The sequence below is a fragment of the Paenibacillus sp. genome (assembly GCF_035645195.1).
In the GTDB taxonomy this organism is placed as follows: Bacteria; Bacillota; Bacilli; order Paenibacillales; family YIM-B00363; genus Paenibacillus_AE.
Genome location: NZ_DASQNA010000018.1, coordinates 105,477 through 131,035, shown reverse-complemented (window position 1 = coordinate 131,035; position 25,559 = coordinate 105,477). Strand labels below are relative to the sequence as shown.

The 25,559-nt window shown below is 61.8% G+C and carries 27 protein-coding genes and 1 riboswitch; of the genes, 5 read left to right on the top strand and 22 right to left on the bottom strand.

Features of this window, described 5'->3' with window-relative positions; all coding sequences use genetic code 11:
• Window positions 1-12: 12 nt before the first annotated feature.
• The 11 genes from VE009_RS09680 to VE009_RS09630 form a co-directional block, all read right to left on the bottom strand.
• The gene (locus tag VE009_RS09680) at window positions 13-861 is read right to left on the bottom strand and encodes a purine-nucleoside phosphorylase (protein ID WP_325007190.1); all 849 of its coding nucleotides are present in this window, start codon (window positions 859-861) and stop codon (window positions 13-15) included.
• 5 nt (window positions 862-866) lie between these two features.
• Entirely contained in the window at window positions 867-2,078 is a 1,212-nt protein-coding gene (locus tag VE009_RS09675) for a phosphopentomutase (protein WP_325007189.1), read from the bottom strand.
• A gap of 36 nt (window positions 2,079-2,114) precedes the next feature.
• Window positions 2,115-3,017 (bottom strand): site-specific tyrosine recombinase XerD, encoded by a 903-nt coding sequence (xerD, locus tag VE009_RS09670; RefSeq protein ID WP_325007188.1) that lies wholly within the window; start codon window positions 3,015-3,017, stop codon window positions 2,115-2,117.
• 149 nt (window positions 3,018-3,166) lie between these two features.
• Window positions 3,167-3,400, bottom strand: a complete 234-nt coding sequence (locus VE009_RS09665) for a DUF4227 family protein (RefSeq protein WP_325007187.1) — start codon at window positions 3,398-3,400, stop codon at window positions 3,167-3,169.
• A gap of 103 nt (window positions 3,401-3,503) precedes the next feature.
• Window positions 3,504-4,619, bottom strand: a complete 1,116-nt coding sequence (ald, locus tag VE009_RS09660) for an alanine dehydrogenase (protein WP_325007186.1) — start codon at window positions 4,617-4,619, stop codon at window positions 3,504-3,506.
• A gap of 97 nt (window positions 4,620-4,716) precedes the next feature.
• Window positions 4,717-5,478 carry an SDR family NAD(P)-dependent oxidoreductase gene (locus tag VE009_RS09655; protein WP_325007412.1) on the bottom strand — a complete coding sequence of 254 codons (762 nt, stop codon included), beginning with the start codon at window positions 5,476-5,478 and terminating at the stop codon, window positions 4,717-4,719.
• Between the two features lie 223 nt (window positions 5,479-5,701).
• Window positions 5,702-6,328 carry a spore coat protein gene (locus tag VE009_RS09650; RefSeq protein ID WP_325007185.1) on the bottom strand — a complete coding sequence of 209 codons (627 nt, stop codon included), beginning with the start codon at window positions 6,326-6,328 and terminating at the stop codon, window positions 5,702-5,704.
• A gap of 145 nt (window positions 6,329-6,473) precedes the next feature.
• The gene (locus VE009_RS09645) at window positions 6,474-6,944 is read right to left on the bottom strand and encodes a Fur family transcriptional regulator (protein WP_325007184.1); all 471 of its coding nucleotides are present in this window, start codon (window positions 6,942-6,944) and stop codon (window positions 6,474-6,476) included.
• 66 nt (window positions 6,945-7,010) lie between these two features.
• The gene (spoIIM, locus tag VE009_RS09640; protein ID WP_325007183.1) at window positions 7,011-7,730 is read right to left on the bottom strand and encodes a stage II sporulation protein M; all 720 of its coding nucleotides are present in this window, start codon (window positions 7,728-7,730) and stop codon (window positions 7,011-7,013) included.
• A gap of 92 nt (window positions 7,731-7,822) precedes the next feature.
• A complete protein-coding gene (locus tag VE009_RS09635; RefSeq protein ID WP_325007182.1) occupies window positions 7,823-9,016 on the bottom strand; it encodes an endonuclease Q family protein in 1,194 nt (397 codons plus the stop codon).
• A 7-nt stretch (window positions 9,017-9,023) separates the two neighbouring features.
• Window positions 9,024-9,572, bottom strand: a complete 549-nt coding sequence (locus VE009_RS09630) for an NUDIX hydrolase (protein WP_325007410.1) — start codon at window positions 9,570-9,572, stop codon at window positions 9,024-9,026.
• A 98-nt stretch (window positions 9,573-9,670) separates the two neighbouring features.
• Here VE009_RS09630 and mciZ point away from each other — a divergent pair, with 98 nt between their 5' ends.
• Entirely contained in the window at window positions 9,671-9,922 is a 252-nt protein-coding gene (gene mciZ, locus VE009_RS09625; RefSeq protein WP_325007181.1) for a Z-ring formation inhibitor MciZ, read from the top strand.
• A gap of 78 nt (window positions 9,923-10,000) precedes the next feature.
• Here the strand turns inward: mciZ and VE009_RS09620 are convergent, their stop codons facing one another.
• On the bottom strand, window positions 10,001-11,137 hold the full coding sequence (locus VE009_RS09620; protein WP_325007180.1) for a M20/M25/M40 family metallo-hydrolase: 1,137 nt from the start codon (window positions 11,135-11,137) through the stop codon (window positions 10,001-10,003).
• Between the two features lie 85 nt (window positions 11,138-11,222).
• On the opposite strand from VE009_RS09620, the gene prli42 reads away from it, so the two are divergent.
• Window positions 11,223-11,321, top strand: a complete 99-nt coding sequence (gene prli42, locus VE009_RS09615) for a stressosome-associated protein Prli42 (protein ID WP_325007179.1) — start codon at window positions 11,223-11,225, stop codon at window positions 11,319-11,321.
• Here prli42 and VE009_RS09610 read toward each other — a convergent pair whose 3' ends face one another.
• The 4 genes from VE009_RS09610 to lpdA all read right to left on the bottom strand — a co-directional run bounded on the left by VE009_RS09610 (window position 11,322) and on the right by lpdA (window position 16,232).
• Window positions 11,322-12,686: a dihydrolipoamide acetyltransferase family protein gene (locus VE009_RS09610; protein WP_325007178.1), complete on the bottom strand. Its 1,365-nt coding sequence runs from the start codon at window positions 12,684-12,686 to the stop codon at window positions 11,322-11,324. It lies immediately after the preceding gene.
• Between the two features lie 24 nt (window positions 12,687-12,710).
• Complete coding sequence (locus VE009_RS09605; RefSeq protein ID WP_325007177.1) at window positions 12,711-13,691, bottom strand: alpha-ketoacid dehydrogenase subunit beta; 981 nt, start codon at window positions 13,689-13,691, stop codon at window positions 12,711-12,713.
• 5 nt (window positions 13,692-13,696) lie between these two features.
• Window positions 13,697-14,653 (bottom strand): thiamine pyrophosphate-dependent dehydrogenase E1 component subunit alpha, encoded by a 957-nt coding sequence (locus VE009_RS09600; RefSeq protein ID WP_414694820.1) that lies wholly within the window; start codon window positions 14,651-14,653, stop codon window positions 13,697-13,699.
• A 136-nt stretch (window positions 14,654-14,789) separates the two neighbouring features.
• Window positions 14,790-16,232, bottom strand: coding sequence for a dihydrolipoyl dehydrogenase (gene lpdA / locus VE009_RS09595; protein ID WP_325007176.1), 1,443 nt, complete (start codon window positions 16,230-16,232; stop codon window positions 14,790-14,792).
• Between the two features lie 166 nt (window positions 16,233-16,398).
• Here lpdA and VE009_RS09590 point away from each other — a divergent pair, with 166 nt between their 5' ends.
• Window positions 16,399-16,659, top strand: a complete 261-nt coding sequence (locus tag VE009_RS09590) for a DUF2627 domain-containing protein (RefSeq protein WP_325007175.1) — start codon at window positions 16,399-16,401, stop codon at window positions 16,657-16,659.
• Between the two features lie 24 nt (window positions 16,660-16,683).
• Here VE009_RS09590 and VE009_RS09585 read toward each other — a convergent pair whose 3' ends face one another.
• Window positions 16,684-17,058 carry a hypothetical protein gene (locus VE009_RS09585; protein ID WP_325007174.1) on the bottom strand — a complete coding sequence of 125 codons (375 nt, stop codon included), beginning with the start codon at window positions 17,056-17,058 and terminating at the stop codon, window positions 16,684-16,686.
• A 236-nt stretch (window positions 17,059-17,294) separates the two neighbouring features.
• On the opposite strand from VE009_RS09585, the gene VE009_RS09580 reads away from it, so the two are divergent.
• Together VE009_RS09580 and VE009_RS09575 are read left to right on the top strand one after the other, a co-directional pair.
• Window positions 17,295-17,924 (top strand): hypothetical protein, encoded by a 630-nt coding sequence (locus VE009_RS09580; RefSeq protein ID WP_325007173.1) that lies wholly within the window; start codon window positions 17,295-17,297, stop codon window positions 17,922-17,924.
• 531 nt (window positions 17,925-18,455) lie between these two features.
• Window positions 18,456-20,135: a PAS domain S-box protein gene (locus tag VE009_RS09575; protein ID WP_325007172.1), complete on the top strand. Its 1,680-nt coding sequence runs from the start codon at window positions 18,456-18,458 to the stop codon at window positions 20,133-20,135.
• Window positions 20,136-20,155: 20 nt separating this feature from the next.
• Here VE009_RS09575 and VE009_RS09570 read toward each other — a convergent pair whose 3' ends face one another.
• From VE009_RS09570 to VE009_RS09550, 5 genes are all read right to left on the bottom strand, one after another.
• Window positions 20,156-20,533 (bottom strand): helix-turn-helix transcriptional regulator, encoded by a 378-nt coding sequence (locus VE009_RS09570; RefSeq protein ID WP_325007171.1) that lies wholly within the window; start codon window positions 20,531-20,533, stop codon window positions 20,156-20,158.
• A gap of 3 nt (window positions 20,534-20,536) precedes the next feature.
• Window positions 20,537-21,217 carry a GAF domain-containing protein gene (locus VE009_RS09565; RefSeq protein WP_325007170.1) on the bottom strand — a complete coding sequence of 227 codons (681 nt, stop codon included), beginning with the start codon at window positions 21,215-21,217 and terminating at the stop codon, window positions 20,537-20,539.
• A gap of 64 nt (window positions 21,218-21,281) precedes the next feature.
• Window positions 21,282-22,499, bottom strand: coding sequence for a Ger(x)C family spore germination protein (locus tag VE009_RS09560; protein WP_325007169.1), 1,218 nt, complete (start codon window positions 22,497-22,499; stop codon window positions 21,282-21,284).
• On the bottom strand, window positions 22,496-23,602 hold the full coding sequence (locus tag VE009_RS09555; protein ID WP_325007168.1) for a GerAB/ArcD/ProY family transporter: 1,107 nt from the start codon (window positions 23,600-23,602) through the stop codon (window positions 22,496-22,498). The genes VE009_RS09560 and VE009_RS09555 overlap by 4 nt, the downstream gene beginning before the upstream one ends.
• Before the next feature lies 1 nt (window position 23,603).
• Entirely contained in the window at window positions 23,604-25,178 is a 1,575-nt protein-coding gene (locus VE009_RS09550) for a spore germination protein (RefSeq protein WP_325007167.1), read from the bottom strand.
• A 238-nt stretch (window positions 25,179-25,416) separates the two neighbouring features.
• Window positions 25,417-25,504: riboswitch (cyclic di-GMP riboswitch) on the top strand.
• Window positions 25,505-25,559: the final 55 nt, after the last annotated feature.

Below are 25,559 nucleotides of genomic sequence, written 5' to 3'. Positions count from 1 at the left end.
GTGCAGCGCCGGTTACGCTTTCGCGTCCGGCAGCTCCGCGACGATCCCTTTTACGACCCGAATGAACGCTTCCTTCACGAGCTCCGCCGTCTCCATCACTTCGTCGTGGCTGAGCGGCTGGTCGAGCATGCCTGCGGCCATATTCGTAATGCACGAAATGCCGAGCACCTCGATGCCGGAATGGCGCGCGGCGATCGTTTCCGGCACCGTCGACATGCCGACCGCGTCGGCGCCGAGGGCGCGGAACATCCGGATTTCGGCAGGCGTCTCGAACGACGGCCCGAGCACGCCCGCGTAGACGCCCTCTTGGAACTCGACGCCGAGCTTCTCCCCGACGGACCGGGCGAGCTCGCGCAGCTTGCGGCTGTACGCCTCGGACATATCCGGGAAGCGCACGCCGATCGACGAGTCGTTCGGACCGATCAGCGGGTTGCGGAACATGAAATTGATATGGTCCTTAATCAGCATCAGATCGCCCGGGCGGAACGACGCGTTCACGCCGCCGGCCGCGTTCGTCACGAGCAGCGTCGTCACGCCGAGCTCCTTCATGACGCGCACCGGGAACGACACCGTCTCCGGCCCGTACCCTTCGTACATATGGAACCGGCCTTTCATCATTAGCACGGGCTTGCCGGCCAGCATGCCGACGAGGAGCTCGCTGGCGTGGCCTTCGACGGTCGAAACCGGGAAGTGCGGAATGTCTTTGTACGGGATCGACACGGCGTCCTCGATGCCTTCGGCGAGCACGCCGAGCCCCGAGCCGAGCACCAGAGCGATTTGCGGACGGATCGTCGTCCGCTCCGCGATGTAAGCCGCCGCCTCCCGAATCGAAGCGGTCAGGCTGCCGTTTGCGTTTGCCATAAGTATCAGTTCAACTCCTTAAGAAATGAAGTGCCGTGCTCCATCGGGCGAAGGCCGAAGTTGTCCAAAATCGTCGCGCCCGCGTCCGCGAACGTCTCGCGCACGCCGATCGTCCCGCCTCCGGCAAGCCCCGGGCTCCACGCCAAAATCGGCACGTACTCCCGCGTATGATCGGTGCCCGCATGGACGGGATCGTTGCCGTGGTCCGCCGTCACGATGAGCAGGTCCCGCTCCGTGAACGTCTCCATCAGCGCCGGCAGCGACCGATCGAACGCTTCAAGCGCCCGCGCGTACCCAACTGGATCGCGGCGATGGCCGTAGAGCGAATCGAAATCGACGAGGTTCGTAAAGCACAACCCGTTGAAATCCCGCTTCATGACGGCGATCGTCTTGTCGACGCCGTCCGCGTTGCTCTTCGTCGGCAGCGATTCCGTGATGCCCTCCATCGAGAAAATGTCGCCGATTTTCCCGACCGCGATGACGTCCTTGCCGGCTTCCTTCAGGACGTTCAGCGCCGTAGGCGCCGGGGGCTTCACCGCGTAATCGTGACGATTGCTCGTCCGCTGGAACGCGCCGGGTCCCCCGACGTACGGCCGCGCGATGACGCGCCCGACGGCGAATTCGCCCTGCGTCAGGCGGCGGGCGACGCGGCAGGCGTCGTACAGCTCCTCGAGCGGGATCACCTCTTCGTGGGCGGCGAGCTGGAACACGCTGTCCGCCGACGTGTAGACGATCCACGCGCCCGTCTTCATCTGCTCCTCGCCGAGCTCGTCGAGAATTTCCGTGCCCGACGCCGGTTTGTTGCCGATGACGCGGCGGCCGGTTTCCTTCTCGAACGCCTCGATCAGCTTCGGCGGGAAGCCGTTCGGGTACGTCTGGAACGGAATCGTCACGTTCAGGCCCATCAGCTCCCAGTGGCCCGTCATCGTGTCTTTGCCTGCGGACGTTTCGGCCATTTTGCCGTACGCGCCCTTCGGCCTCTCGACCGGCGCGATGCCCGTGACGCCCGCGATGTTGCCGAGCCCGAGCTCGCGCAAATGCGGCAGCGAGAGCGTCGGCACGCGCTCCGCGATATGCCCCAGCGTGTGCGCCCCGGCGTCGCCGAACTTCTCCGCGTCCGGCAGCTCGCCGATGCCGACGCTGTCGAGCACGATCATGCAAATTTTATCGAATGTGCGCAAGGCGCGTTCCTCCTTCGAACATAGGTCAGTTTCCATTATCTCACTCCGCCAGGAAGGATGCAAAACGGCGCGTCACCGTTTCGCCCGCGGGTGAGTCCGGTCGTACACTTCTTTCAGCCGCGTTTTCGCGACGTGGGTGTATATCTGGGTCGTGGATATGTCGGCGTGGCCGAGCATTTCCTGCACCGCCCTTAGGTCCGCGCCGCCCTCGAGCAGATGGGTCGCGAACGAATGGCGCAGCGTGTGCGGCGTCAGCTCGCTCCGGATGCCCGCCTCGAGCGCGTATTTTTTGACGATTTTCCAAAAGCCCTGCCGCGTCATGCGGCCGCCGAGATGGTTGAGAAACAAAGCGTCGTCCTCCGCCCGGCGCCCGCCTTTCAGCAGCTTCCCGCGCGCTCCCTGCAAATAGTCGTTCAAGCACGAAATCGCCATGCGGCCGATCGGGATGATGCGTTCCTTCGAGCCTTTGCCGACCGCCTTCACGAAGCCCATGCCGGTATGGACGCTGCCGAGATTCAAATCGAGCAGCTCGGACACCCGCATCCCGGTGGCGTATAGCAGCTCGAGCATCGCCCGGTCGCGCACCCCGTTCGGCGTGGCGGCGGACGGCGCGGCGAGCAGCCGCTCCACCTCCTCGCTCGTCAGCGCGGACGGCAGCTTCTTCCCCGGCTTCGGCGTCCCCATCGTCGCCGTCGGATCCGCGGGAATGAGGCGTTCCTCCGTCAGGAACCGATAAAACGAGCGGATCGCCACCTGCCGCCGAAATACGGTCGACGCCGCCTTCCCGCTGCGCTTCCCGGCCGTCATGAAGCCGAGCACATGCGCGGACGTCGTCGCCTCGACGCCGTCCACGCCGTTCTCCTTCAAATACTCGAGATACAGCGTCAAATCCCGTTCGTACGCGTCCAGCGTATTGCGGGACAGGCCGCGTTCCACGGCGATATAATCGATGAACTGTCGCAGCAAATGTTTCACGTATCGATCGCCCCTTTGCGTCGCGCGAATGCCCTTCCGCGCGCTCCGACCTATAACGTTCGCCGCGGGGCGAATCGATTCCTGCCGCCGGGGCGCGGCAAAGAAAAAGGCGCCGCGCGCCTTTCGGCCGCCGGCGCCCTGCGCGCGCGTCATTCGCCGTACCAATAAAACAGCCGCAGCCGGTCGAGCGCCGTTTCCTCATGCTCCCGCAGCGGCGTCTCCGATTGGAACGCCTTGACGGCGCGTCCGCCGGGCTCCCGATATTTGTCGGGCTCGATCCAAGCGGTGACGACATCGAACAAATGGTACATCGCGTAGGTGAGCGCGATGAACAGCAGAATATATTTCAGCCGCTGAAGCCAGCGTTTCGCCGGTACGATCATAACTTCGGGCCACCTCCCGCGAACGATAGGCACGTATACGCTTATCATATGAACTTGTCCCGGCCGCTATGTCTGTCGCCCTCGGCTGAGGACCGCTCTCCGCTCACAAAATGTCCAGCAACGGCACATGCGGCTTGCCGACGGCGTCGGCGACCGCGCGGTGCACGACGCGGCCGTTGTATACGTTGACGCCGCCTCGCAGCGCGGCATCCTCCATCGCCGCCTGGCGGAGCCCTTTGTTCGCGAGCTCGAGCACATACGGCATCGTCGCGTTCGTCAGCGCCAGCGTCGACGTGCGCGGCACCGCGCCGGGCATGTTCGCTACGGCGTAATGGATGACCCCATGCTTCTCGTAGGTCGGGGCGCTGTGCGTCGTCACCCGGTCGATCGTCTCGATCGAGCCGCCCTGATCGACGGCGACGTCGACGATGACCGCCCCTTTCTTCATGCGCATCACCATCTCTTCGGTGACGAGCTTCGGCGCCCGCGCGCCGGGAATGAGTACCGCGCCGATCAGCAGATCGGCCTTCTGAACGGCGCTGGCGATGTTGTGCGGATTCGACATGAGCGTCGAGATGCGCCCGTCGAACGCTTCGTCGATATACCGCATTCGTTCCGGGCTGCGCTCGATAATGACGACCTGCGCCCCGAGGCCGAGCGCCATGCGCGCCGCGTTGAGGCCGACGATGCCGCCGCCCAGCACGATCACTTCGGCCGGCGGCACGCCCGGCACGCCCCCGAGCAGGATGCCTCGGCCGCCGTGGTACGCTTCGAGGTAGCGCGCGCCGATCTGCACCGCCATCCGTCCGGCGACCTCGCTCATCGGCGTCAGCAGCGGCAGCGAACCGTTCGGCGCTTGAATCGTTTCGTACGCGACGCCCGACACTCGCTTTTCGATCAGCGCGTCGGTAAGGTCCCCCGCCGCGGCGAGGTGCAAATAGGCGAACAAGATTTGGTCTTCCCGGAACCGTCCGTACTCCTCGGGAAGCGGCTCTTTCACCTTCAGAATCATGTCGGCTTCGGCCCAGACGGCGTCGGCCGACGGCTCGACGCGCGCCCCTTCCGCCGCGTAGTCGGCGTCTTCGAAGCCGCTGCCCGCGCCGGCGCCCGCCTCGACGACGACCGTATGTCCCGCGGCGGCCAGCATCGCCGCCCCCGCCGGCGTCAGCGCGACGCGGTATTCGTTATTTTTGATTTCCTTCGGCACCCCTACGATCACGTTCGCATTCCTCCTCTGGGCTCCTTGCGCTTCTCCGCGCATCCGCGCGCATCCTGACGCGCCTCCCCGTATCTTCGGCGCTCGCCGCGCGTTTAGGCTACAGCAGCGACTCCGCCCCGTCGATGTACACCTCGGTTCCCGTGATGTGGCTCGATTCGGCGCTCGCCAAAAACGCGACCAGCTCCGCGACCTGCTCGGGCCGCCCGGCCCGATGCGCGAGCGGTTGGCTGCCTTTGGGATATTTTATGGGAATTTCGATCGATTGGACTTCGTCCGTCTGCTGCGTATTTTCGCCGATGTTCGTCTGGATCGCCCCCGGGCAAATCGCGTTGACCCGAATCCGGTATTGCGCCAGCTCGAGCGCCGCCATTTTCGCGAACGCGACCTGCCCCGCCTTCGACACGCTGTACGCCGCGCCGCCGAAATTTTTAAACTTCCGGTTGCCGTTAATCGAGCTCGTAATGATAATGCTGCCGCCGTCTTCCTTCAAATGCGGAATCGCGTATTTCACCGCGTAGAACGTGCCGTATAAGTTCGTGGTCAAGGTGTGCGCCCACTGCTCCGGCGTCATCGTCTCGATCGGCGCCATCGTCCCGTTGATGCCCGCGTTGGCGAAGACGACGTCGAGCCTCCCGAACTCGTCTACCGCCGCCTGCATGGCCTCCTCGACGCGCCCCGGGTCCGACACGTCCGTATCCGTCACGATCGCCTCCCCGCCGAGCGATTCAATCGTCTCGCGCACCGCGTCCGCGTTGCGCTCCTTCAAATCGACGAGGCACACCCGCGCCCCTTCCTGGGCCATCCGGATCGCCGCCGCGCGGCCGATGCCCGACCCCGCCCCGGTCACGAACGCGGCCATGCCTTCGAGCCTGCGCCGCGCCGGCGCCCGTCCGGCGTCGGACGGTTCGCTCCCGCGCTTGTCTTCCTTCGCGAACAACGATATCACCATAAAAGATTCGACACCTTCCTTTCCTTCCCTTCGCTATTCCCCGTTAGATTGCTTCCGCCATGGGAAATTATGTACGATGCCGCGCAGCCGTCCGGCAACGAAAAAAGGGAGTCTCTCGACTCCCCTCGTTGGTTTACATCATATACGGCTGTCCCTGCGCATTCGCCTGCGACGCGGAAGGGGCGCTGCCATACGCCGACAGGAACGTTTCCGTCGTCGTGTCCTTCATCGTCGGCACTTGGTACATACCGCGCTGGTTCGCGTACTGGAACGCCTCGTACGCCATGTTCGCCGACGCGTTGGCCGCCGACTGCAGCATGCTCCGCAGCGTCGGATGCGCCATTTCGAGCGTCGCTTTCATTTTGAGCGAGGCCGTTTGCTTGTGGCAGTTGACGAGGCAGATCGCGACGTCGACGTCGTCGATGTCCTCGGCGCCGGACGCCGGCGTTTGCGGCTGCGGCTGGTGCAGTCCGTACGTCGGCTGGAACGCTGCCTGCCGCTGCCCTCCGAAGCCTGCGCCCATACCCGCCGCCGAAGCGCTTCGGCGCATCGGCACCGCCTGCGAGCCGCCCATTCGGTGCGCCATCTGCACCATCTCGTTGTACTCCATCGTCAGCGCATGCATATGGGCGTCGACCATCGCCGCAAGCTGCCTGTCCCGCGCATGCGGCCGATACAGCTTCAGCGTGTTCAAGCCGTGGATCGCGTCGCTCAATACTTCGTGCAGTTCCAACAATTCATGTGCGCCTAACGTGTTCATCGTCGTTTCCGTGACCCCCGTCCGTAATGTTGCGCCTATGCGGCACGTTATCATTGTTTTGCAACGGACAGGAAATTATTCCCTCGAGAGGGGGGCGAACGCAAAATAAAAACACCCCTCTTCCGTTCGGAAAGGAGTGTTCGCGTTACATCTTCGCTCGGTTCGGAACCGGTACGCCTTGGTCTCGGCAGCGGCTGCAAATGCCTTGGAAGTCGAGGCGATGATCGAGCACCGCGAAGCGGAATTCGCGCTCGAGTCTCTCTTCCAATTCGCCCAGCCAATCTTCCATAATTTCATCGACCGCGCCGCATTGGACGCAAATCAAATGGTGATGGTGGTGATGCGCGCTGTCGTTGCGCAGGTCGTAGCGGGCGACGCCGTCTCCGAAATTCATCTTCTCGACCACGTGAAGATCGCTGAGCAGCTCCAACGTGCGGTACACGGTAGCAAGGCCGATCTCGGGGGCTTTGTCTTTCACGAGCATGAACACGTCTTCCGCGCTGAGGTGATCCTCCTCGTTCTCCAGCAGGACCCGGACGGTCGCTTCGCGCTGGGGCGTTAGCTTGTACCCTTGCGACTGCAGCTGCTGCTTGATTTTCTCTATGCGCGCCTCCAAAGCGTCGTCCCCCCTCACGCACCTCTATGACTCTTCTATTCATTATAGGGGGAGGACTGTCGCCCGTCAAACGGAGGCGAGCAGCCGAGGCGCGGCCCATTCCAGCAATTCGGGAGAAACGTACACCTCGAACATCGACACGCCGAACATGAGCGCGGCCAGCAGCAGCGCCGTCAGCGAAAATGCGGCGAACGGCTTCTTGATCGTCCCGGAGCGGTTCATGAGCCGGTTGCTCACGAGCAGGCTGCTGAACGAAATGGCGGCGACGCTGCAGATGATGATCGCCGGCACGACGACGACGTTCTGCGGCGCGACCGAGGCGAGGGCGAACACGACGCCGTCCCACGACCATTGACCCGCCAAGTAGCCGACCGTAAACCCGATCAGTACGCCCTTCAGAAAATCGAGCAGCAAAATGATCGGCACGCCTACCACGGAGAGACCGAGAATCCAAATGAAAAACACCCAGCGGACGTGCGCGCCGAACGTGTCCCATACCGAGGCGGCCGGCGACTTCGACTCGCTCGCGGCGGATGCCGGCGCCGCGTTCGCCCCGCCCGCGCCAGCGCCTGCAGCGCCGGCGGCGTCGCCGGTTCCCGCCGGAACGCCTGTCGCCCCATAGTTCGCGAGAAAGTTGTTCATATATTGCGCGACGTCGTGTTTCTGCTGCAGCGTAAGCGCATTGACGAGCAGCGCGCCGAACACGACGCCCATGACGAACAAGATGCAAACAAATAAGTAGAGAGGCAGCAAATCTTTGGAGTACAAACGAAAAACGCCCGTCATCGGCAGTCCCATCCTTCCATGTCGCTTCGTAACCAAATATATGAAGCTAGAAGGGAAACTATGACGGGCGTAAGAGATTCCTTGAATGCAATTTACTTGAGTTTGCCGTATTTGCCGCCGCCGCCGGAAGCGACTTCGACGCCGCCGATCCGGGCCGCGGCGATGACGGCGGCGGGGCCCGGTCCCGCGAGATCGGCGAGCTCCGCCTCGGGGGCGTCGTGCAAAATGCGCATTTCCGTGCCGAACCGCGCGAGCAGCGCTTCCCGCTTCCTCGGCCCGAGTCCCGGCACGAATTCGAGCGGCACCTGATGGCGGTACGGCGGACGCTCCGGCACCGGGACGTCCCGCTCCCCCGCCTGCCCGAGGAACGCGATCCGGTCATGCACGCCGCGCACGAGCTTCGTGCCGCCGCAGGCCGGGCACGTCTTAGCGAACGCCGCGGCTTCGGCTTCGATCAGCGCGTCGCAGCTTTCGCAGTACGTCTTGTGATACTTGCCGAGCTGCGGCGTTAGGCCGTAATTCGCTTCGATGCCCCGTCCGCCTTCGCCGCGCAGCGCTTTGACGAGTTCCTCGAACGTCGGCTCGCCCAGCCGCAGCGCGTTGTATTCCCGCGCGATCTTCGGCAGCGAATGCGCGTCGGAATTCGTTACGAAGGCGTGCCGGCGCAGCTCCGGAATCGTATCCGCCATCGCCGTGTCGGAGCTGAGGCCCAGCTCGACGGCGGCGACGTCGGCGGGATCGAGCACGTCCTCCATCCGCGAGCAGCAGCTGCCGTACAAGCTCTTATGCGGCGTGAAAATGTGAGCCGGGATAACGATGCCGCCGCGGCCGACCGCCTCCTCCTGCAGCTCCCGCGCGAGCGCGTACACCCGCTGAGAGCTGAGCGACACGTTCTTCATCCGACCGCTCAGCCAAGCGGTGAATTCCTTCATCGCCGACAGCTTCGGGAGGAAGATCAGCATGTGCATCGGGCCGAAGCCGGGATCCTTCACCTCCAGCTCGCTGCCGAGCAGCACGGTCGTGTCGCGGTAGCGAATGCCGCCGCCCGCGAGCTCGTCCATCTCGCCCGCGTCCAAATACCGCTCGATCTCCTCCTGCACGGCGGGCGATTGGCAATCGATGATGCCCGTCATGTGGATACCCTTGCGCACGCTCGCCTCATGGGCGATGTTGAAGAACGTAAGATCGCGCGAGCCGGTGATTTTCACCGGCGCCCCGGCTTCGGTGCGGCCGATGTGGATATGCAGGTCCGCGTAGTAAGTGCGCAATGTGTCTGTATCGTTCAACGTCGAATCAAACTCCCCAGCTGCCTGTGGACATGTAACGCTGCCACGCGTACACCGCGATCAGCGTCTTCGCGTCGCAAATGCGGCCGTCCGCGATCGCCTGCGACGCTTCTTCGGGCGTATATGCGAAGACGTTCAAGAATTCGTCCTCGTCGGGGCTCGCGTCGCCGCTCGTCAGCCCTTCGGCCACGTACAGGTGAATGACCTCGTCCGCGAAGCCGGGCGACGTCGCCATCGAATGCAGCAGCGCGACCTTCTCGCAGTCGTATCCGGTCTCTTCCCGCAGCTCGCGCTTCGCGGCTTCCGCCGGATCTTCTCCGCCGTCCAGCTTGCCCGCCGGAATTTCGACCTGCAGCCGCTCGAGCGGCTTGCGGTACTGCTCGACGACGAGCAGCTTGCCGCCGGTTACCGCGATGACCGCCACCGCTCCCGGATGCTTCACGATCTCCCGCGTCGCGGTCCCGCCGTTCGGCAGCGTCACTTCGTCCACTTGCAGCGATATAATGCGGCCGTTGAATATCGGCCTTGTCGAAATCGTGCGTTCCGTCAAATCCATAGGTTTCGTTTCCACTCTTGGATAGCCTCCCCGTCATAAGTCGTCTCATTCGCGCATACGGTGATTATACCAGATCAAACGAAGGGTGCGCTGAAACTATGAAAAGCTACTACGGGGACCGACAGATGCGGCTGGTCGGCAAAGCATGGCAAATTCGAGGGAAGCTTCGCCAGCTTCGCCGGGAATCCGGAGATGCTGTCTCGCTTCAAGCCATGCTCCGCGCGCGGACCGAGGCCGCGTTCTTCGGTCTCGAATCGAACGCGGCGTCCGGCGCGCCGGCTTCGGTTTCGCCCGGACGCGCCGGCGCGGAACGGATCGTCGGCGATTACCGCTCGTATCCGATGGTGTAACGCCGGCTTCGGCGCGAAAAGGCCGCCTCGCGGAAGAGATGCTCTCTTCCGGAGGCGGCCTTTCTGACGCGCGTTCGCTTACGCTTTCACCTTGACGGATTGCCGGACGATCTCCACGACCATGCGGGCCGCGCCGATCAGATCGGACAAGCGGATTTGCTCCTTCGTCGTATGGATGTGCTCGTAGCCGATCGCAAGATTGACCGTCGGCACACCCATGCCGTTGAACATGTTGGCGTCGCTGCCGCCGCCCGACGGGAACGTGCTCCACGGGATGCCGAGCGCATCGAACGCGTCGGCCGCGACGCGCACGACCGGCGCGTCGTCGTCGAATTTGTAGGCCGGGTACAAGTAATTTTCTTCGAACTCGTACGTCGCGCCGAACTCTTTCGTCGCCGATTCGAACGCGTCGCGCATTTTCTGCACCTGCGCCTGCATCTTCTCGTTCACGAGGCTGCGCGCCTCCGCCGTAATGATGACGCGGTCGGCGACGACGTTCGTCTCGCCGCCGCCTTCGAAGCGGCCGATGTTCGCGGTCGTTTCGTGGTCGATGCGGCCGAGCGGCATGCGCGAAATCGCCTTCGCCGCCACCGTGATCGCGCTGATGCCGTCCTGCGGATTGACGCCCGCGTGCGCGGATTTGCCGACGACGGTGATGCGCATTTTCGTCTGCGTCGGGCCGGCCGTGCAAATTTCGCCGATTTTGCCGTCCGAATCGAGCGCGTAGCCGTATTTCGCGTCGAGACGCTTCGGATCCATCGCGCGCGCGCCGACGAGGCCGCTCTCTTCCCCGGACGTGATGACGAACTGGATGCGCCCGTGCGGGACGTTGTTTTCGTTCACGACCTTGATCGCTTCGAAGATGGCCGCGAGGCCCGCTTTATCGTCGCTGCCGAGAATCGTCGTCCCGTCGCTGCGGATGAAGCCGTCGTCGTCGAGGCGCGGCTGAATGCCTTTCCCCGGCGCGACCGTATCCATGTGGCACGTGAACAGGAACGGCGCGACGTCCTCCATGCCCGGCGTCGCCGCCCACGTCGCGAACAGATTGCCCGCCCCGTGGCCGGTTTTCGCCGCCGTGTCGTCCTCGTACACGTCCAAACCGAGTTCCGTAAACTTTCGGATCAGCAGGTCGCAAATTTCGCGCTCGTGCTTCGTCTCGCTGTCGGTGCGGACGAGCTCGAAAAATTCGTCGATCAGTCGCTGTTGCACCACCATTTTCGGTTTCCTCCCGTCAAGTCGTTGCGTTACAATGGATACAGGCTTAAAGCTTGTTCATCATCGAAAGGAGCGTTGTTTCGCTATGGGTAATCGCGTATGGATCAAAGTCGTCGTTTGGGCGACGCTGATCTCGATGATCGTGTCTACGCTGTTGATGGGCGTCAGCTTCTTCGGCGCCTAATTAATAGAGATTGGTCGATTCGTCGAAGCTTTCCAAGTTTTCTTTCACTCGCTGCAGGAACCGGCCGCAAATGACGCCGTCGAGAATCCGGTGGTCGAGCGACAAACACAAGTTCACCATCGATCGGACGGCGATCATATCCTTGATGACGACCGGGCGCTTCACGATCGATTCGAACGTAATGATCGCCGCCTGCGGGTAGTTGATGATCGGATACGACAAAATGGAGCCGAACGAGCCGGTGTTGTTGACCGTGAACGTGCCTCCCTGCATATCCGACAGCGTCAGCTTCCCGGCCCGCGTTTTGCGCGCGAGCTCGTCGATTTCGCGGGCGAGGCCGGCGATGTTTTTCCGATCCGCCTGCTTGATGACGGGCACCATGACGCTGTCTTCGGTGCCGACCGACAGCGACACGTTGATGTCCCGCTTCACGATGATTTTGTCGACCGCCCACACGGAGTTCATGATCGGGTAGTCTTTGATCGCGTTGACGACGGCCTTCAGCATGAAAGCCATGTACGTCAAGTTGACGCCTTCCCGCTTGAAAAACTCGTCCTTCACCTTGTTCCGCAAATTGACGAGGTTCGTCACGTCCGCTTCGATCATCGTCCACGCGTGCGGAATTTCGCTGACGCTCTGCCGCATGCGGCTCGCGATCGTGCTTCGGACCGGCGTGACGTCGATCAAATATTCGCGCTCGTTGCCCTGCTCGATTTCGATCGACGGAATGCGAGGCTCTTCGGACAGGTGGAGCCCGCTCGTACGGACCGGCGTTTCGGCCGGACGAGCCGACTCCGCGTGGACGGCGGCGGGCGGCGCCGCAGCCGGAGCCGGCGAAGCCGCCTGCGGCCGCGCCGCTTGCGCCTTGTGAGCGCCCGAGGCGACGAACGCGAGCACGTCCTTGCGCGTAATGCGCCCGTCGAGCCCGGTGCCGACGATATCGACCTCGTCGAGCCGAATGCCGTGCTCCGCCGCGAGCGTCAGCACCGCCGGCGAATACCGGCGGCGCATCGCGCCCGCGCCGGACGTAGGCGGCGTCCCGCCGCCCGTTGCGGCCGACGGCGCGGACGCAGGCGCCTGCGCCGCGTTCGCCGCGTCCGCGCCGGCCAAGATGCACAGCGGCTCGCCGACGGCCGCCTCCACGCCTTCCTTCACGAGCAGATGCGTGACGACGCCTTCCACCGGGGACGGCATTTCCGTCGTCACTTTGTCCGTCACCAGCTCGCAAATGACATCATATTGTTTCACGTAATCCCCCGGCGCAACCAACCATTTGCCGACGGTGGCCGACACGAGGCTCTCCGCGAGGTGCGGCACCGTCACGGCGATGCCGGGGATGCCGTCGATCGTTTTCGTATCGCTCATCTTCGCTCTCCTCTCGCACCGACTCTAGTACAACGCCAAGGTTCTCATGGCTTCCTTCAGCTTGTCGGCGTTCAGCAAGAAAAACTTCTCCGTCGTCGGGCTCGACCCGACGGCCGGCACGTCCGGGCCGCACAGCCGCATGATCGGCGCATCGAGGTCGAACAGCAGCTCCTCGGCAATAATCGCGGACACTTCCGCGCCGACGCCGCCCGACTTATTGTCCTCGTGCACGATCAGCACCTTGCCCGTTCTCGACGCGGCGGCGAGAATCGCCTCCTTGTCGAGCGGCTGCAGCGTCCGCAAATCGAGCACGTGGGCGCTGATGCCTTCCTCCGCGAGCTGCTCCGCGGCGGCCAAGGCGTAATGCACCGTCATGCCGTATGTAATGACCGTCAGGTCGTCGCCTTCGCGCTTCACGTCCGCCTTCCCGATCGGGACGACGTAATCGCCCTCCGGCACTTCGCCCGAGATCGACAAATAGCATTTCTTATGTTCGAAATACAGCACCGGATCCGCGTCGCGAATCGCCGCGAGCATGAGCCCTTTGGCGTCGTACGGCGTGGACGGCGCCACGATTTTCAGCCCCGGCGTTCCGAAAAACACCGACTCCGGGCATTGGGAATGGTACAACGCGCCGCCGCCCGTCGCGCCGTACGGCAGCCGCACGACGATCGGGCAATGCCAATCGTTATTGGAACGGTAGCGGATTTTCGCCGCTTCCGAGATGATCTGGTTCGTCGCCGGGAACACGAAATCGGCGAACTGCATTTCCGCGATCGGCCGCATGCCGTGCATCGCCGCGCCGATCGCGACGCCCGCGATGGCCGATTCGGCGAGCGGCGTGTCTAACACGCGCGCGGGCCCGTAGGCGTCGCGCATCCCTTTGGTCGCGTTGAGCACGCCGCCCTTGCCGACGTCCTCGCCGAGCACGAACACGCGCGAATCGCGCCCCATCTCCTCGTGCATCGCGGCGCGAATCGCCTCCAAATATTTCATCGTCGCCATGCGCTTCAGCTCCTCCCGCTCGCGTCGTCGTCGCCGTAGACGTACAACAGCGTATCTTCCGGACGCGGGTACGGCGCCTGCTCGGCGTACTGCGTCGCTTCGTCGAGCTCCGCGCGAATCGCCTCGAGCAGCGACGTTTCCCGCGCTTCGTCCCATAGGCCTTGCTCGATCAAATAAGCCTTCAGCTTCGGAAGGCCGTCCTTCGCTTTATGCTCTTCGACTTCTTCCTTCGTCCGGTACAGCAAATCGTTGTCCGACGTCGAATGCGGCGAGATGCGGTACATCATCGCCTCGATCAAGGTCGGGCCCTCGCCCGCGAGGCCGCGCTCGCGCGCCTGCTTCACGGCCGCGTACACCTCGAACGGATCGGTGCCGTCCACGCGGACGCCCGGGAAGCCGTAGCCGATGGCGCGGTCGACGATGCGGCCCGCGACCTGCTGGCTCTCCGGCACCGAAATCGCGTATCGGTTGTTTTCGCACATGAGAATGACCGGCAATTTATGGACGCCCGCGAAGTTGCAGCCCTCGTGGAAGTCGCCCTGATTGCTCGAGCCTTCGCCGAACGTCACGAACGCGACGCTCTCTTCGCCGCGCAGCTTCGCCGCGTACGCCGCGCCGACGGCGTGCGGCACCTGCGTCGTCACCGGGCTCGAGCCCGTGAAGATGCCGAGCCGCTTGCAGCCGAAATGGCCGGCCATCTGCCGCCCGCCGCTGTTCGGATCCTCCGCCTTGAAGTACAAGGCGAGCATCAGCTCCCGAATCGTCATGCCGACGGACAGCACGAAGCCGTAGTCGCGATAGTACGGGAAGAACAGATCGGTGCCGGGCCGCAGCGCGAACGCCGCCGCGACCTGAGCGCATTCTTGGCCGACGCCGGACACGTGGAACGGCACCTTCCCGGCGCGCTGCAGCACCGTGGCGCGCTCGTCGTACTTGCGCGCCTTCACCATCGTAATGTACATGTTTATGACATCGTCGTCGCTGAGGCCTACTTGCGCATGCTTCGACTGACCGTTTTTCAACGCCTTTTCGTCAATCACCGGATCGCCTCCTTAGCACCGAGTATTATGACCAGGTCATAATCCCCTTTCGTTCATCTTACCGTCCCGCGATACGACCGTCAACCGCCTGCGCCGCTTCCATGACCGCCTCCGACAGCGTCGGATGCGGGCGGATCGCTTGGCCCAGCTCGCCCGGCGTCGCTTCGACCAGCTGAGCGAGCGACGCTTCGCCGATCAGTTCCGTCACCTTCGCCCCGATCATGTGAACGCCGAGCACGTCGTTCGTCGTCCGGTCGGCGACGATTTTGACGAAGCCTCCCGGCTCGCCGTACACGACCGATTTCCCGGCGGCGCGCAGCGGCAGCTTCGCGGCGGCGACGTCGCGGCCGGCTTCCTTCGCCTGCGCCTCCGTAAGGCCGATCGACGCGACTTCCGGGTGCGAGAAGACGGCGCGCGGCACGGCGGCCGCGTCGTACGGACGCTGCGCGGCGCCGCAAATATGCTCCGCCGCGACGACGCCCTGGCGGGTCGCCGCGTGCGCCATCTGCAGACCGCCGACGACGTCGCCGATCGCGTAGATGTGCTTCTCGCTCGTCTGCATCCAGCCGTTCACCCGGATGGCGCCCCGCTCAAGCGCCACGTCCGCGTTCTCGAGGCCGATGCCTTCGATGTTCGGGGCTCGTCCGACCGCGACGAGCAGCGTCTCCGCCTCGACGGCGATCCGCTCGCCGCCGCGCTCCGCCTCGATGCGCACCTCGGTGCGCTCGCCCGCTTCGCGCTTCCGCAGCGTCTCCGGCAGCACCTTCGCGCCGGTGACGATGCGGACGCCCCGCTTCGTCAGCGCCGCGGCCATCTCCCGCGAGACGTCCTCCTCCTCGGTCGGCAGCAGCCGGTCCGCCGCTTCGAGCAGCGTGACGTCGACGCCGAAGTCGATCATCATCGACGCCCATTCGACGCCGATGACGCCGCCGCCGACGATCGCGATCGATTGCGGCAGCGCCGGCAGCTCGAGCGCCTCGTCGCTCGTCAGCACGAAGCGGCCGTCCGGCTCGAGGCCGGGAATGACGCGCGGGCGCGAGCCGGTGGCGATGATGAGCCGCTCGTTGACGAGCGTCTCCGGCTCGCCGTCCGCCGTCTCGACCGCGATCGTGCCCGTCTGCGGCGAGAAGATCGAGGCGCCCATCAGCCGTCCCTTCCCGTAATATACGTCGATCTTATGCTTCTTCATGAGCAGCTGCAAGCCGCGGTGCAGCTCCTCGACGACGGCGGCCTTCCGCGCCTGCACGCGGGCGAAGTCGATGAACGGCTCCGCTCCTCCGCCGGCGACGATGCCGAATTCCTCCCCGCGCTTTACGGTTTGATACACTTCTGCGCTGCGCAGCAGCGCCTTGCTCGGGATGCATCCCTTATGCAGGCATGTCCCGCCGAGCCCCGCCTTCTCCACGATGGCGACCGACTTGCCGAGCTCCGCCGCGCGAATCGCCGCCGCGTACCCGCCCGGACCGCCGCCGAGCACTACGATATCGTATGTACGAGTCAATGATAGATCCTCCAAATAATAGGCTAACCGCATGCCTGTACTATGAGTCTATGACGCTAAATATTCGTTCATGAATTTGTTAGACTCTTTGTTTATTGTACTCTTTTTACGCGATGCCGGGATAGGGTAAAATAAGACGACATGTATGGAAAGGAACTATCTCACCATGCCTACGAAGTTTTCGCGTTTCATCGCCGTGCTGCTGCTCGTCATCCCGGGCTGGGCCGCGACGTACGGCTTTCTGCTGATGAAGAACGCGGTGTTCGCCTCGTTCGGCCCCGGCGCGTTCCCGTGGCTGTCGTTTCTCGCGGGTCTGCTGCTGTTTATCCTCGGCGTCGCCTTCATCGGCGGCTGGATTTTTTACCGCGACCGCAAGCGAAACTACGTCGCCCCCCGTTTTCGCGAAAAGAAAAAACAGCGCCGCTAAGGTGCTGTTTTTATTTTTCCCTATTTACTGAACGACAATCTTCGCTTTCATTTCCGCGTGGCCTTCGCCGCACAGAACGATGCAAGTGATTTCGTACTCGCCCGGTTCGCCGAACGTCACTTCTTGGGACAGGTGCGCGCCCTGCAAATCGACGCCGAGGCCGCTGATGTTAATTCCGTGCACCCCTTGATCGTTCACGAGCTTGACCGTCATCGTGGAGCCCGCTTCGACGACGTACTCCTGCTGATCGAATTCCCAGTTGCTTGCCACGATTTCGAGCGTGTTCGCCGCTTCGGCTAATTCTTCTTCACTCGGCGGCTGCGGAAGCTCGTTAAACAAGATGCCGACGCCAAGCGCGGCCGACCCGAAAAAGAGCACCGCCATAATCCACTTGTACATGCACTGTCTTCCCCCTCAAACGGTTTACATCCTACTATTATAAAGACTCGCCCGCTTTTTGGGAGAATGCTGCTCCCTCCAAACATGACGAAATTTCGAACAATTTTCTAAAGCGCGAAGCCAAAAGTAACTATATCATACCTCGTCCCGCCCTGTAAAATGGTTCCGCCCCTTGCATAGAAACACCGTTATCGCATAGAATAAGAACATACATTCGTATCGTGGGTGATGACAAGATGGCGAAGCAAGAACGGATCCCGACCATCCCGCCGGTCACCGCCGTCGACGAGCTCGGCACGATCAAAGAAACGTTGATTTTGAACCTGCTGATGACGGTGTTCGACCGGGACGCCAAGGTGCTGCGGGAAAGCAAGCTGAAGACGAAGCAGCCGTACCTCGACCTGCTGCAGCGGGCGATGGACGACGTCGCCGCCGATTTGGCGAAGCTCCGCCACCGGCTGCGGACGAAGGGCATCAAGGTGACCGACGAGCGGCGGGACGAGGAAGGCGTCGGCTGCGTCTACTGGTGCCGCGGCTACAAGGCCAGCTTCGAGATGCTGTGGCATTTCGCCAAAGCCGAGACCGAGGTGCGCATGCGCAAATATTTGGGGGAAGACATTCGCAAATACGTTCGGGACGACCTCCCGGAGCATCTGAAGCCGCAGTGGCTGCTCGCCCCGGTGGCGAAGCGCGCGGCGGCCGTTCGGGCGCGCCGCGCCGCCGGTTCACTTGGAGCGGGCGCGGCCCCGCGAGAACAGCTGCACGGCGGCGAGCACGCCCGTCCAGACGAGCGCGGCCGACAGCGCGAGGAAAAACCAGTCCCCGTTGCCGAGTCCGAAATAGAGCAGCCCGTGCGCGGCGAATAACACCAGGAACGCGAGGGCCAAGTTTAGCTTGTTGATCCATTGAAGCAACCCGTTCATCTGTTCGAAAACCTCCTCGATTCCGACTTCGGATAAGCCTAGATTGTTTTAGTTTTTCCGGAACGGGAAAAGACGATACGCCGCGCATTGGCGAAAATTTCCTGCGGGCGGACGTTTAAAACGGCGAACGGCGGACATACTATACTTACGACGGCGACGAGAAAGGTCGTGGTTGCGTTGGAGGACGTAAGGAATTCAGCGGAACGTGACAGTTCTTCGGAGGGTTCTCACTCGAAATAGAGGGCGAGGGATGCGCTAAAGACTCGTAACGGGCTTTAGACGCGCGGTAGCAATACCGGATTTGCTTTCGATGAAGAAGTGAAACTACCAACGGCGCCGTCGGGGACCCGGGAAACCGGGTCCTTTTTCGTTGTATGGACCGTCCGCGGCCGGCGCAAGCATCGTCTTCCCTGCCGAACCGCCCTAAGACATTGGAGCAAGCCGTTCCATCCCCGTAAGGAGGTGCGAATCGCCATGAAGGAGTACTTCGACGATCCCCGGTTTCTGCAATCGGTGCTTCAACAGATGTCGGACGCCATCGTCGTGCTGGACCGGGAACTAACCGTTATCGCGGTCAATCGTGGGTTCACGGATATGTTCGGGTACGAAGAGAGCGAAGTCGCCGGATTAAAAGCAGCGCAGCTGCCGATCATTCCGGAGCACAAGCGCGACGAGGTGCGCCGCATCATCGAATCGTTCTTGTCCTGCAAGCAGCTGCCGGGCTTCGAGACGCAGCGCAAGGCCAAGGACGGCACGCTGATCGACGTGTCCGCCTCATACAGCCCGGTATTGGACGAGGACGGGAAACTGACGGCGGTATCGCTCGTATTCCGGGACATTCGGGCGCAGAAAGAGGCGCAGCGGATGCTGCAGGACAGCAGACAGCGTTATATGTCTTTATTCATGCATAATCCGGACGCCGTGTTTTCGCTCACGAGAGACGGCACGTTTTCGAGCTTTAACGGCCGTACCATGGAAATTATCGGGTACAGCGAAGACGAACTGCGCTCGAAATCGTTCGAGCCGTTCGTCGCGCCGGAATACCGGGAAGCGGTTCGCGCCTATTTCTCGCGCTGCTTGTCCGGCGAAGCCGTTCATTACGAGCTGACGATTCTTCATAAGAACGGCCGACGCGTCTTCGTCGGCGTTACCAATATCCCGATCGTCGTGGACGGCGAAGTCGCGGGCGTCTACGGCATCGCGAAGGACGTCACGACCGAAAAGCTCGCGCTGCACGACATCGCCCTCCTGAAGGCGGCCGCCAGGGAGCTGCGCAAAAGCGAGGAGCGGTTCCGAGTCATCGCGGAACACGCCTACGACATTATCGCGTTAGCAAATCCGGCTGGGATCGTAGAGTACATCTCTCCTTCCAGCGAAAATACATTAGGCTACGCGAAGGAAACATACATCGGGATCCACTATACAGACCTTATTCACCCTGAGGACCTGCCTGAGGTCGGGAAGCATTTGGCCAAAGTAAACAGCGGAAAATCGACCCGAATGATGGCGCGATTAAAGCGGAAAGGAGGACATTGGCTGTGGGTGGAAGGAACGGCGACCCCTGTAATAGAAGACGGAGAAATCAAACAGATCGTCATCATTAGCCGCGACGTGACCGAACGAAAAAACCATGAGGAAATGCTGGAGAAGCTGGCCTATTACGATTATATGACAGGGCTGCCGAACCGAAGGACGTTCGACGATCGGCTGGAGACGGCCCTTCGCGAAGCGGATCGCACCGGCGAGCAGGTCGCGGTCATGCTGCTGGACGGCCGAAACTTCAAGAAGGTGAACGACCAATACGGGCACGACGCGGGGGACGCCGTCATCAAGGAGTTCGCCGATCGGCTCAAGCGCTGCGTTCGGTCGACGGATACGGTCGCCCGATTGGGCGGAGACGAGATGGGGGTTATATTGCCCGCCATCGACGGCGCCGAGACGCCCGAGACGATCGCGCGACGGATGCTGGCCTCGTTCCGGACGCCCCTGCAGTACGAAGGGCATGCGATTCCGCTCGGAGCCGGCATCGGCATCGCGCTGTACCCGGTCGACGCGGCCAGTCGGAAGAGGCTCGAAAAATGCGCGGACGAGGCGCTGTACGAGGCAAAACAGTCGAAGGCGGACGCGTATCGGTTTTATCGCGGCGGGCGATGAAGGGCGCGCCCGCGCGGGCTTTACGAATCTCCGCCGGCGAGACGCGCTTCGCCTCTGCGCTGGGCAGAAGAGCGGTCCAGCATCTGAAAAATCGCTTCAAGATCCGTTTCCGACAATGGCACGCCGTCCCAATGCAGATCCTTCGTTTTCAGCAGCTCCTTGGCATTGGTCGTATGCCGGGAAGCGGACAGATCTTCGGTTCGGCACAAAATATAATCGACCGACACTTGAAACAATTCGCTCAGCAGCAGCAGCTTGTCCATCGGCGGATGGCGATAATTTTGCTCGTATCCGGCATAGCTGGATTTGGAGACGCCGATTTTCCCGGCGACTTGGCTCATCGTCATCTTGTGCAACTGGCGAAGGGTTTTCAAACGTTGTCCGTAGGGTACGGGCATGGGCTACGCCTCTTTCTTGGTAAGTTCGTGCGACACTCGAAAAATGGCGTCGCGGTACAGGACGACACGGTCCTTGATCAAACGAATCTGTTTGCGCGTCGGGACGAGCGGGAGCCAGGAATAAATGGCGAACGTCCCGAGCACCTGTTCCTCCCGGAAGAACGGAACCGACCAGCAAGATCGGAACCCGTACCGAAACGCGTGTTCCTTGAAAGGCTGCCACACCGGATCTGTTGCGATATCGGTGATGGCGACGGTTTTGCTGTAGATCGCCCTTCCGCACGATCCGCAGTTTTCGTCGAGAAGGTTTTCCTCGTTGATCGTCTCGAAAAAATCGAAAAATTCGACGGGAATGCTCGGCGCGGCTCCGTGATAAATGCGGTTTTCTTCCTGATCGTAAAACAGGAGCGTCACGCGCGTTTTCGGAATGAGTTTCTCGAGATCGAGACACAATCGCCCCAACTGGATTTTCGCTTCGATCGTCCGGAATTCGTCCTCGGTGATGACGCAATCCTTGAGCGCTTCCAGATGGACGCGTATATTGGTTTCCTTGCGGGCGAGAAGCGGATTCACGACGCTGAGCAGCCGCTTCACCTCTTTGTTTAACGAATATTTCTTCATGTACGTAACGATTTCCTGCATCCGCGATTCGCCGCCGCTCTTGCTGCCGTTTCTAGGTGTCATGTCATACCTCCTGTAACCTATCTTTTCCAGGAAACGCCCGGCGCAAACGCTTGCCCCGCCATGCTCACCTCGGACTCATGCCCATGCGAATGATGCGAATCGTCGGATGCACCGATACAGACAGCTGTTCATATTGCTGATGCCATCGGGCGGCTTCCCGAATTCGAGCGTCCCAGTACCCTGGAGCGAAGGCGCGAATTTGATCTCCGAAACCGAAAATATCGGCCTCCGCCGCCTGCGTCTTCCGAATAACCGATTCGAACGCCTTCCGGAATTGCTCCTCCGCCCCTTGTTCGATCGCGGCCACGTCCTCCGGTTTTTCCAAATCGACCTTAATGCTCGACTTTTCCTTGACGATTCCCTTGACGGTTACGTACACATCGAAGTGCGGACGACCGCCGCGAAACGAGAGCTTGTACCGAGCGTCCCGATGGACGGATTGAAACATGATCGCTTCTCCCCCGGTACCCGGAACGGTGATATATGCCGAAGCGCCGCCCGGATTTTGCTCCGTCAGCCCGTTGAAGTAGGCGACTTCGTGCGGCCTCAGCACGCCTTGCATCTTGTCGTCGCGAAAGTACGCGACCCCGGACACTTCGATGTTTTCTTTGTTTTTGACGGTAATGTAGGGAAGAAATCCGTCTTTTCCCTCTTTGCTCCGGTCGATCCAAAATCGCCCCATCGTCGATGCCGGCAATTTCCCCATCTTCGTCGCTTGGCGGAACGTTTGGGCGAAATACAGGGCGGGAACGCGCTCCAGCTTCGGCGAAACGGTCATCGTGCCGGCCGCGTCGGTATGGTTGACCACAAGCCACACGGTGCGTCGGATCTCGGGCATGCGCCGCAAATATTCGTTGATGTCGTCGATCCCGTTTTCCGCAATGTTCCGGTTCAAAATGACCACCTGCAGATGGCCGAAAAACAGCTCGTTCGCGATCGACTGCTGTAAATTCTGCAGCGCGTCGTCCATCGTATGCCCGACCGCGGATACGACCCATACCTTGTCCTGCGCCCCGTTGCCGCCCGCGCCGCCGCTCTCGGGCCCCAGCGGAATTTGTCCCGGAATCGCGAGCTGCGCCGTCACTTTGAGCAGGTTACCTTTCTTCGAAGCCGGAGCGGCGCCCTTCGGATGGCTCACCAGCGGCTCCGCGGCCGCCTCCTCTTCGCTCGCCGGATCGATCGCCAGCGCCAGCACCGTTCCCCTTTCCTCGATTTCCACACGATCCCAGCAGCCCGTCAGCAGCATCGCCAGCGCCAACAGCGCGATCGTTCCTTTGCTCATGCGGCGGACCGTCCTTTCCCGCGCCATGCCGACAGGAGCGCGAGCAAGATCGGAAAGCCGACGGTCAACCCCAGCCCCCCGACGCCGACGAGCTGGATTAGGGAGTAGGTGTGCAGCGTATTGCGCGGCGCGAGGGCGAGAGCGAACAACACCGGGATCAGCGGCATGGCCGCCGTGCGGTGGCTGCGCAGGCCGAACAAGCGCGAAGCGAGGCAGCAGATCAAATAATATCCGGACAAGAACGTGGTCAACGCCGTGCCGACCCAAACCATTAAGTACAGGAGATCGATTCGCTCCAAAATTTGCGCAGGCAGCTGCATCATCCGGGTCAGCGCCATCGCCGGCCAAACGTCGTTCGCGGCCTCCTCCGCGCTCATGACGGCCATCGTCGCCGCGACGGTAAGCACGACAAGCAACGAGGAGACGATCAACCCCGCCGTCATTCCCTTGAACGCCTGCCGGGGATCGGCCATCGAAGGAATGACGACCGTTAAGATACACATGCCGATTTGCGCGAACGGCATGCTCGCCACGAGGACGCCCGCCGACCAAAAATCGCCGATATGTGTGCCGTTGCCCCACACGGGCAGCAAGTTGACGAGCTTCATTTCCGTCGCGCTTAAGGCGATCAGCAGCAGCATCGCCGCAGCCGTCAGCGGGGCGTAATAAAATTGAATATACGCGAACGTCGTCACGTCGCTGCGGCTGGTCAGCCCGACGGCGATCAAGACGGCCGCAATGATCGCGGCAAAGGGCGTTGTCGACAGCACGATCGTGTTCATCATATCAGCAAACTCCCGTACGGCTAAACTTAACAGAACCGCAATGAACGAAACGTAAAGAAATCCTAACGTATCACCCAAAGGACGTCCGATCAGCTTCCTGGCGTATTCTATGATCGAATCCCTAGGAAACCGGGTGCCAAGGAACGTTATCGCAACGAGGCCTGCGGCCGTAATGGCGAGACCGACGAGCGTCGCCAGCGGCGCCCCGTAATTCACGCGTTCGGCCGTTATGCGCGGCAGCGCGAGGACGCTGATGCCGATTAAGCTGGATACGAGCACGGCCGCAGCCTGCACCGCCGTAATTTGACGTTCGCGCATGCTACGATGTCCCCCTTCCGTTCGAGCCGCTCCGCGGGTTTGGATACGGCGCGGCGCGAAGCCGCTCGCGCGGTCGCAGCTCCGCCGGCCGGTCCAGCAGAAACCGGATCGGCGCTCGTATGATCGCGTCCTTGAGGCCCGCGGCATTCAGCGGCGCGACCGGGGCGAGGAACGGCACGCCGAACGAGCGCAGCGAAATCAGATGGTTGTTCACGAGAAACAACGCCAAGATCAAGCCGAAGAAACCGAATAGACCGGTGGCAGCGATAATCGGAAACCGGAGCATACGGAACGCCATCGCGGCGTTGTACGCCGGCGTCGCGAACGAGCTGATCGTCGTCAGCGCGATCACCACGACGGTGATCGGACTGACGAAGCCGGCCATGACCGCCGCCTGCCCGATGACCAGCACGCCGACGATCGACAGCGCGCCGCCGATTTGCTGCGGCATGCGAACGGTCGCTTCCCGCAAAATCTCCACCGCCACTTCCATGACGAACACCTCGAGAAACGTCGGGAACGGCACCCCGGCTCGGCCGCTGGCGACGGCGACGGCGAACTTCGTCGGGATGAGCTCCGGATGGAACGACAAAATGGCGATGTACAACGAAGGCGTAATAAGCGAAAACAGCAGCGCCATCAAGCGGACGAGCCGAAGCATGCTCATGATGCCCGCCCGTTCGTTGTAATCCTCCGACGTTTGGTAGAACATCGCGAAGGACGTCGGACACAGCAACGCGTACGGTGAACCGTCCGTCAAAATAGCGACGCGGCCTTCAAGCAAATTGCCGACCGTTACATCCGGCCGTTCCGTGTTCCGAATTTGCGGAAACGGCGACCATGGGTTGTCTTGAACGTATTGCTCGATGTAACCTGCATCGAGAATGCGGTCGATGTCGATCGCATTCAGCCGCCGCTCCACGTCTTCGACGAGCTTCGGGTTCGCGATGCCGTCCAAATACAACAATATGACGCTCGTTTTCGTAAGCCGCCCCAGCTGCAGCGTCTTCATTTTCAGCTGTTCCGTGGGGAGCCGTGTACGAATCAGCGCAATGTTCGTCTGCAAATTTTCGATGAAGCCGTCCCTCGGCCCCCGAATGACCTGCTCGCTCTTCGGCTGCTCCACGGCGCGCTGCTCGACCTTCTGCACGTTCACGACGATCGCTTCGTCGAAGCCTTCGATCAGCACGACGGCGCTCCCCGCCAGCAAGTCGCTCACGGCTAGCCGACAATCCGGCGCGGTTTTCCCGTCCGCATGAAACATCGTTTGCTTGAGAACGAGTTCCGCGGCCCGCGACGAATCCGCCGGCTCAGGCTTCGCCGAAAGCTGCATCAATGGCTTGATGACGGTTTCCGAGATCATGTCCTTATCGACCAAGCTCGTGAAAAACAGCGCGGCCGCCGACGTACCGCCGAACGCGTCGAAATCCCGAATAACGAAATCCTGCGTATGATGGAAGACGGACTTGAAATATTCGAGTTTCTCCTGAAACGACGATCCGGCAGTCGAGCTTTGGCCGAAAGGCGCCTTGCCCTTCGACCGAACCGTTCCGGCTGCATTGGACTTGCGGTACATCGCTACACCCCTCGGAGGTACGCTCTTCGCGTACGATTGCGTAGCAATTATTGTACGCAAAACGCGTACTTCGCATGCAGCTCGTCCCAGAACCGGAAACCGAGACTTCTTCGTATTGGAAACGATTCATCGAATCTATCATGTTGTCTATACTTGGAGTATTGCTTTTGATGCAAATTCGAATATACTCAGTAAGGTAAGACGTGATCGCGATCCGCTTTCCGACGAAAACTGAATCCTGTAACAAAGGCAAACCCGCGGAAACGCGGGGACGCAAAGCCGTGGGTCTAACGCAGCCATGCTGCCACGATCGCCAGGCCGCTGGAAGGATGGACATACAAGCACGACTTCCATCCCCCTCGGCAGATGGATTTTTTTATG